Below are 8,600 nucleotides of genomic sequence, written 5' to 3' on the forward strand. Positions count from 1 at the left end.
AGCGTTTTAGTAATGAAAAAAACGAAAATCGTATGTACGATTGGACCAGCTAGTGAATCCGTTGATATGCTAGTAAACTTAATTAATGCAGGTATGAATGTTTGCCGTTTGAACTTTTCACATGGTGACTACGAAGAGCATGGTGCTCGTATTAAAAACATTCGTGAAGCTGTAAAAATTACAGGGAAACGCGTAGCGATCTTACTAGATACAAAAGGTCCTGAAATCCGCACAAATGACATGGAAAATGGCGCAATCACAATGAAAATTGGTGACTCAGTACGTATTTCTATGACAGAAGTTTTAGGAACAAATGAAAAATTCTCAATCACTTATCCAGAATTAATCAATGATGTAAACGTAGGTTCACACATTCTTTTAGATGATGGTTTAATCGATTTAGAAGTAACTGATATCGACCGTGATGCAAACGAAATCGTAACAGTTGTTAAAAACGAAGGCGTCTTGAAAAACAAAAAAGGCGTTAACGTACCAGGCGTTTCTGTAAACTTACCAGGGATCACTGAAAAAGATGCTAACGATATCCGTTTCGGAATTGGTCAAGGAATTGACTTTATCGCAGCTAGCTTCGTTCGTCGTGCTTCTGACGTTTTAGAAATCACTAAAATTTTAGAAGAAGAAAACGCAACACACATCCAAATCATTCCTAAAATCGAAAACCAAGAAGGTATCGATAATATCGATGAAATCTTAAAAGTTTCTGATGGTTTAATGGTTGCTCGTGGTGACATGGGTGTTGAAATTCCAACAGAAGATGTTCCAGTTGTCCAAAAAGCTTTAATTAAAAAATGTAATGCTTTAGGTAAACCAGTTATCACTGCAACACAAATGTTAGATTCAATGCAACGTAACCCACGTCCAACACGTGCGGAAGCAAATGACGTAGCAAACGCAATCTACGATGGAACAGATGCAGTAATGTTATCAGGCGAAACTGCAGCAGGGGATTACCCATTAGAAGCTGTTCAAACAATGGCTCGTATTGCAGTTCGTACAGAAGAAACATTAGTTAACCAAGATTCATTCGCATTGAAATTATATAGCAAAACAGATATGACTGAAGCAATCGGACAATCTGTTGGCCATACAGCACGTAACTTGGGTATCCAAACAATCGTTGCGGCAACAGAATCAGGCCATACAGCACGTATGATCTCTAAATACCGTCCAAAAGCACATATCGTTGCAATTACGTTCTCAGAACAAAAAGCACGTAGCTTGTCATTATCATGGGGTGTTTACGCAACAGTTGCTGACAAACCATCAAGCACAGATGAAATGTTTAATTTAGCTTCAAAAGTATCACAAGAAGAAGGTTATGCTTCAGAAGGTGATTTAATCATTATCACTGCTGGTGTTCCAGTTGGCGAAAAAGGGACAACAAACTTAATGAAAATTCAAATGATCGGTTCTAAATTAGTTCAAGGTCAAGGTGTCGGCGAAGAAGCAATTATTGCAAAAGCCGTTGTGGCAGGAACTGCTGAAGAAGCAGTTGCTAAAGCGACTGAAGGAGCTATTTTAGTTACAAAAACAACAGATAAAGAATACATGCCAGCAATTGAAAAAGCATCAGCATTAGTTGTTGAAGAAGGTGGTTTAACTTCTCATGCAGCTGTTGTAGCGATTGCGCAAAATATTCCAGTTATCGTAGGTGCTGCAGATGCAACATCATTAATTAATAATGACGAAGTGATTACTGTTGATCCTCGTCGTGGTATTGTTTACCGCGGAGCAACAACAGCTATCTAAGTCTAATTAATTCAATCATTTGATTTTAAGCAATATGTACTCGGACGCAAAGCTGGGACAAACCGATTCGTCAGTTTGTCTCAGCTTTTTTTACAAGGAAGACAGTAGTACGAAATGTTCAGAAAACACGTATTCAGTAAATAAAGAGTTGGGCGCAAATAGTAAAATTATGTCTTAGTTTTAAATTATCTATGTTATTTCACACAAAAATTTTGTTATTTAATTAAATAAGCGCTAAGCTATCTTCAACAGAAAAACAATTATAAAAAAAACGAAAGAAAAACAGGAAATAAGAAAGGGCTGTCAAGAAAATTTCATTGACAAAGCTTTCATACCCCTGTATAATAGCTTTTGTTGCTTAGGAGTGATAATTATGAAGTGGTCTTTGTTAGAATTAAATAAATACAAAGAAGAGCCGCTAGTGTTTTCAGAAACATTGCATCTTAAAGAAGAGCTTCTTCAACGAGATGATACCTTGTTGGATGTAAGTCCAATCAAAGTAGAAGGCTTATTAGCAGTCAATAAATCAGAATATTTACTTCATTACACTATTCAGGTAACTGTAACCGTTCCTTCATCCCGTTCTTTAGAACCTGTAGCTTTGCCAATGCAAATCACGGTCGATGAAGTCTTTATGACAAAAGAACAAATGGATACAAGAGATGAACGATTTGCAGCTGAAGAGATTATTTTATTGGACAAGCCAACAATTGATTTAGATGAATCTGTCGAAGACAACATTCTATTGTCCATTCCAATTCAAGTGCTTACAGAAGAAGAACAAAACAGTCAAGAAATGCCAAGTGGCAATGACTGGGAAGTGATTTCAGAAGAAGCATATTTGGAAAGTAAGCAGAAAGCAGCAGAACAAACAGTGGATCCTCGTCTGGCTAAACTATCAGAATTACTCAGCGATAATGCTGAAGAGGAAGATAACAGCTAGGTTGGAATATATTGTGTATGTAAATACACGCATCTTTACAAGGAGGTGGAACAACAATGGCAGTACCAGCTAGAAGAACTTCTAAAGCGAAAAAAGCAAAACGTCGCACACACTACAAATTAACAATCAAAGGCTTAAATGCATGCTCAAACTGTGGTGAAATGAAAAAAAGCCATCACGTATGTCCAGCATGTGGTCACTACGATGGAAAAGACGTAATGTCTAAAGAAGCATAAGCATAAAAACATTTTTTGAAATGTTGAATCCCCTAGGCTAACCATGGAGCCTAGGGGATTTGTATTTTTTTAAGAAAATATGAAGAAATTGGAAATTTATTGGCACTATATTGTTTTCATATGAAAGATAGTGCGTTATAATAGTGAGGATTATAAGAGAATGCTCATAGAATTTTCGTTGATTATAATATAGGAGGTCATAAAATGACAAAACAACAATTTGGCGTAGTCGGCATGGCTGTCATGGGAAAAAATCTTGCTTTAAACATTGAAAGCAGAGGCTATACAGTTGCGCTGTATAACCGTACAGGATCAAAAACAACAGAAGTGGTTGAAGAACATCCTGACAAAAACTTTCAAGCAACATACTCAATTGAGGAATTTGTGAATGCAATTGAAAAACCTCGTCGAATTATGTTGATGGTTAAAGCTGGACCTGCAACAGATGCGACAATCCAAGAATTGTTACCACACCTTGATAAAGGCGACATCTTAATTGATGGCGGTAATACGTTCTTCAAAGACACAATGCGACGTAATGAAGAACTAGCAAACTCAGGAATTAACTTTATTGGTACTGGCGTTTCTGGCGGAGAAGAAGGAGCCTTGAAAGGACCATCTATCATGCCTGGCGGACAAAAAGAAGCGTATGAGTTAGTTGCGCCAATTCTTGAAAAAATTTCAGCTAAAGCAGAAGACGGTGAACCATGTGTGACTTACATTGGCCCAAATGGTGCTGGACATTATGTAAAAATGGTTCATAATGGGATTGAATATGGGGACATGCAATTAATTGCTGAATCCTACGATTTAATGAAACAAATCTTAGGCTTATCTGTTGATGAAATGGCAGAGATTTTCAAAGAATGGAACGAAGGCGAATTAGACAGTTACCTTATCGAGATCACGGCTGACATTTTGACACGTAAAGATGATGAAGGAACCGACCAACCAATCGTTGATGTTATTCTTGATGCAGCAGGCAACAAAGGAACAGGTAAATGGACAAGCCAAAGTGCGTTAGATCTTGGCGTACCATTACCATTAATTACAGAATCAGTATTTGCACGTTTTATTTCGGCTTACAAAGAAGAACGCGTAAAAGCAAGTGGCATTTTATCAAAACCTGCAGCCTTTAACTTTGCAGGCGATAAAAAAGAATTGATTGAAAAAATTCGCGAAGCATTATACTTTAGTAAATTAATGAGTTATGCGCAAGGTTTTGCACAACTCCGTGCAGCTTCTGAAGAATACGGATGGGATTTACCATTTGGTGAAATTGCAAAAATCTGGCGAGCAGGTTGTATTATCCGTGCACAATTCTTACAAAAAATTACCGATGCATATGAAAAAAATCCAGCACTTGAAAACTTGTTGTTAGATGAATACTTCGTAGAAATTACGAAAAAATATCAACAAGCCGTTCGTGAAGTTGTTGCGATTGCTGTTCAAGCAGGTGTTCCTGTACCAACATTCTCATCTGCAATTGCTTATTACGATTCTTATCGTTCAGATCGCTTACCAGCGAATTTAATTCAAGCACAACGTGATTACTTCGGTGCTCATACGTACGAACGCACAGACAAAGAAGGAATCTACCATTACAGCTGGTACAACGAAGAATAAACACGCTGGAGACCATGAGTGTGGCTCACCATGCTCATGGTTTTACTGTGGCTTAAAAAAGAACCAGATAGATTGAGTAGTAATTCTCTAATAAGTAGTAAGGAATAAAAAGGTTGAGCTTGAGTATAGCTTTTAAAGAGAAAGGACAATTAATCAAATGAGCAACATTTTAATTATTGAAGATGAAAAGAACTTAGCGAGATTCGTTGAGCTTGAATTAAAACATGAGGGGTATACGACAGAAGTACACTACAATGGTCGTACAGGATTGGAAGCCGCTCTTAACAACGAATGGGATGCTATCCTTCTTGATTTGATGTTACCAGAATTAAATGGATTAGAAGTATGTCGCCGTGTTCGCCAAGTGAAAAATACACCAATTATTATGATGACTGCGCGTGATTCAGTAATTGACCGTGTTTCTGGCTTAGACCATGGAGCGGATGATTATATTGTTAAACCATTTGCAATTGAAGAATTGTTAGCTCGTTTACGTGCGTTACTTCGTCGTATTGATATTGAGGGCGATAAAAACGTTGCAAAACAAACAACGATTACATATCGTGACTTAACAATTGAAAAAGAAAATCGTGTCGTTCGTCGTAATTCTGAAATGATTGAATTAACAAAACGCGAATACGAATTACTATTAACGCTAATGGAAAACGTGAACGTTGTCTTGGCACGTGATGTGTTACTAAATAAAGTTTGGGGCTATGAAACAGAAGTAGAAACAAACGTTGTGGATGTGTATATCCGCTACTTACGAAATAAAATTGACGTACCTGGAGAAGAAAGCTACATCCAAACTGTCCGTGGAACTGGCTACGTTATGCGTTCGTGAGAACTAATTAATGAAAAGAACGATTAAAAAAGAACTGGAAGGCCCATCTTTAACTATAAAGTGGGCTTTCGCAAGTTCTTTCTTTATATTTGTAGTTTTTACCATTTTTGCGGTGATTACCTATAAGTCTTCTGTCAGTCTTATTGTTGCCAAAGAAAAGGAAAATGTCGAAGCAACGATTGCAGAAGTAACAAATCGATTAGCTAATGCCAATGAAAATTTAACGGTAACAGACGTTTTTGACTATTTAAAAACGCCGAGTGAAAGAGATGAAAACTACTATAATAAGCATACAGCAGTAGAAGGTTCGTTTATGGAAATGGACAGTTTCATATCTGAACTAGGACAACCAGAACTTTATTTATCTGTGTATGACACAAACCAAAAGCTAGTTTTTAAAACACAAAATGAATATGATAAGTTATTACAATTGGATCGACAATTACCTGTTGTTCGAACCGTTTTTGATAAAACCGGTTTTTATTCCGTGGAACCTATTTTTTCAAAAGAAACACGAGAAAAGATTGGCTATATTCAAGCGTTTTATGAACTTTCTTCTTTTTATGAAATTCGTAATCATTTATTATTAACACTTGTAGTTTTAGAAGTGATTTCTCTGATTGTAAGTAGTGTCTTAGGCTTTATCCTCTCTTCTTATTTCTTAAAACCATTAAAAGTATTGAGAGACACGATGGATACAATCCGCAAAGACCCGCAATCAGATGTCCACATGCCGGAGATTAATACGAGAGATGAGTTAGCAGATATCTCGGAAATCTTTAATGAAATGTTAGATCGTATGAGACGCTATATCGAACAACAAGAGCAGTTTGTTGAAGATGTTTCCCATGAATTAAGAACGCCCGTTGCGATTATGGAAGGCCATTTAAACCTTTTAAATCGTTGGGGGAAAGACGATCCTGAAATTTTAGATGAATCATTAAAGGCCAGTTTACAAGAAATTAGTCGTATGAAGAGTTTGGTCCAAGAAATGCTTGACCTTTCACGCGCTGAACAAGTGGACACCCAATATGCAAATGAACGAACAGATGCTAAACAAGTAGTCTACCAAGTATTTAATAACTTCCAATTGGTTTATCCTGAGTTTCATATCACATTAGATGACGATTTACCAACCGAAGTTGAGCTGAAAATCTATCGTAATCACTTTGAACAATTGCTAATTATTCTATTAGATAATGCGATTAAATATTCAACCGATCGAAAAGAAGTGCATATTTCCATTTCTCGAACGATGAATGAATTTGAAATAGCTGTGCAAGATTTTGGTGAAGGAATCACTGAAGAAGACTTGGAGAAAATATTTGATCGATTCTATCGAGTAGATAAAGCCCGTGCAAGAAATAAAGGTGGTAATGGCTTAGGTCTATCGATTGCAAAACAATTAGTCGAAAACTATAAAGGACGTATTGATGCAGAAAGCGTATTGCATCAAGGAACGATCTTTAGAATTTTTATTCCAATCGCTGGAATAAAAGAAGAGAGCAACGTACAATAAAGTACGTTGCTTTTTTTACGAATGATTAACGAACATTTAAGTAAGAGAAAAGGGATTATAAGATAAAGAAACGAATGTTTTCTTTGCAGAAAATATTCATCGTTCGAAATTGAAAAAAATGTTATTTTTCTGCAAAATAATAGTTGCGTTTTAGAAAAATCCTTGGTATATTAATATCTGTTCTGACAAACAGTTCGTTAAGAAAAAAGTTTTAAAAAGTTAAAAATTTTTCTTGACGAAAAGATAAATAACATGTTAGAATAACAAAGTCGTTAAAGAGATTGCTTTTAAATCAATCGTTTGATCAAAAAAACTTGTTATAAAATAACAAAAAAGTTTTAAAAAGTTGTTGACAAACAACTGAGATAATGATAAGATATAGAAGTTGTCACAACAGACGACAACGACCGAGCGGAACAACTTAAAAAAACTTTTTCAAAAAAGTTCTTGACATTCAAATGAAAGTTTGTTATGATATAAAAGTTGCTGCGAGGTAACGTAGACCTTTGAAAACTGAACAAAGAATAGACGAACCAAATGTGTAGGGCGTCTTGATTCAATTCAAGACAACAAACATTTTTAACAAGCAAGCAATATGCTAGCAAACAAATTGAGCTTAACAATCGAAAGATTGTTCTAACTTTTATTATGAGAGTTTGATCCTGGCTCAGGACGAACGCTGGCGGCGTGCCTAATACATGCAAGTCGAACGCTTCTTTCCTCCCGAGTGCTTGCACTCAATTGGAAAGAGGAGTGGCGGACGGGTGAGTAACACGTGGGTAACCTACCCATCAGAGGGGGATAACACTTGGAAACAGGTGCTAATACCGCATAACAGTTTATGCCGCATGGCATAAGAGTGAAAGGCGCTTTCGGGTGTCGCTGATGGATGGACCCGCGGTGCATTAGCTAGTTGGTGAGGTAACGGCTCACCAAGGCCACGATGCATAGCCGACCTGAGAGGGTGATCGGCCACACTGGGACTGAGACACGGCCCAGACTCCTACGGGAGGCAGCAGTAGGGAATCTTCGGCAATGGACGAAAGTCTGACCGAGCAACGCCGCGTGAGTGAAGAAGGTTTTCGGATCGTAAAACTCTGTTGTTAGAGAAGAACAAGGACGTTAGTAACTGAACGTCCCCTGACGGTATCTAACCAGAAAGCCACGGCTAACTACGTGCCAGCAGCCGCGGTAATACGTAGGTGGCAAGCGTTGTCCGGATTTATTGGGCGTAAAGCGAGCGCAGGCGGTTTCTTAAGTCTGATGTGAAAGCCCCCGGCTCAACCGGGGAGGGTCATTGGAAACTGGGAGACTTGAGTGCAGAAGAGGAGAGTGGAATTCCATGTGTAGCGGTGAAATGCGTAGATATATGGAGGAACACCAGTGGCGAAGGCGGCTCTCTGGTCTGTAACTGACGCTGAGGCTCGAAAGCGTGGGGAGCAAACAGGATTAGATACCCTGGTAGTCCACGCCGTAAACGATGAGTGCTAAGTGTTGGAGGGTTTCCGCCCTTCAGTGCTGCAGCAAACGCATTAAGCACTCCGCCTGGGGAGTACGACCGCAAGGTTGAAACTCAAAGGAATTGACGGGGGCCCGCACAAGCGGTGGAGCATGTGGTTTAATTCGAAGCAACGCGAAGAACCTTACCAGGTCTTGACATCC

6 protein-coding genes and 1 rRNA gene (1 of these 7 running past the window's edge) are annotated in these 8,600 nt (G+C 38.1%); all 7 read left to right on the forward strand.

The genetic code is table 11. The features are described from left to right. Positions 1–12: 12 nt before the first annotated feature. Complete coding sequence (gene pyk, locus IGL32_RS03890) at positions 13–1,770, forward strand: pyruvate kinase (protein ID WP_002355949.1); 1,758 nt, start codon at positions 13–15, stop codon at positions 1,768–1,770. 373 nt (positions 1,771–2,143) lie between these two features. Beyond that, entirely contained in the window at positions 2,144–2,713 is a 570-nt protein-coding gene (locus tag IGL32_RS03895) for a YceD family protein (RefSeq protein WP_002363429.1), read from the forward strand. A 56-nt stretch (positions 2,714–2,769) separates the two neighbouring features. Continuing rightward, positions 2,770–2,949, forward strand: a complete 180-nt coding sequence (gene rpmF, locus IGL32_RS03900) for a 50S ribosomal protein L32 (protein ID WP_002355952.1) — start codon at positions 2,770–2,772, stop codon at positions 2,947–2,949. Positions 2,950–3,153: 204 nt separating this feature from the next. After that, positions 3,154–4,575 carry an NADP-dependent phosphogluconate dehydrogenase gene (gene gndA, locus IGL32_RS03905; protein WP_002355953.1) on the forward strand — a complete coding sequence of 474 codons (1,422 nt, stop codon included), beginning with the start codon at positions 3,154–3,156 and terminating at the stop codon, positions 4,573–4,575. A 157-nt stretch (positions 4,576–4,732) separates the two neighbouring features. Further along, on the forward strand, positions 4,733–5,419 hold the full coding sequence (locus IGL32_RS03910) for a response regulator transcription factor (RefSeq protein WP_002355954.1): 687 nt from the start codon (positions 4,733–4,735) through the stop codon (positions 5,417–5,419). Positions 5,420–5,429: 10 nt separating this feature from the next. Further along, on the forward strand, positions 5,430–6,938 hold the full coding sequence (locus tag IGL32_RS03915; protein ID WP_002363430.1) for a HAMP domain-containing sensor histidine kinase: 1,509 nt from the start codon (positions 5,430–5,432) through the stop codon (positions 6,936–6,938). A 644-nt stretch (positions 6,939–7,582) separates the two neighbouring features. After that, positions 7,583–8,600, forward strand: a 16S ribosomal RNA gene (locus IGL32_RS03920) (it continues 543 nt past the right edge of the window).

Source organism: Enterococcus sp. AZ035, from assembly GCF_050548325.1.
GTDB lineage: Bacteria > Bacillota > Bacilli > Lactobacillales > Enterococcaceae > Enterococcus > Enterococcus faecalis.

Coding starts and splice junctions, on each gene's coding strand:
- pyk (WP_002355949.1), top strand. CDS start 13: ATGAAAAAAACGAAAATCGTATGTACGATTGGACCAGCTAGTGAATCC.
- rpmF (WP_002355952.1), top strand. CDS start 2,770: ATGGCAGTACCAGCTAGAAGAACTTCTAAAGCGAAAAAAGCAAAACGT.
- IGL32_RS03910 (WP_002355954.1), top strand. CDS start 4,733: ATGAGCAACATTTTAATTATTGAAGATGAAAAGAACTTAGCGAGATTC.
- gndA (WP_002355953.1), top strand. CDS start 3,154: ATGACAAAACAACAATTTGGCGTAGTCGGCATGGCTGTCATGGGAAAA.
- IGL32_RS03915 (WP_002363430.1), top strand. CDS start 5,430: ATGAAAAGAACGATTAAAAAAGAACTGGAAGGCCCATCTTTAACTATA.
- IGL32_RS03895 (WP_002363429.1), top strand. CDS start 2,144: ATGAAGTGGTCTTTGTTAGAATTAAATAAATACAAAGAAGAGCCGCTA.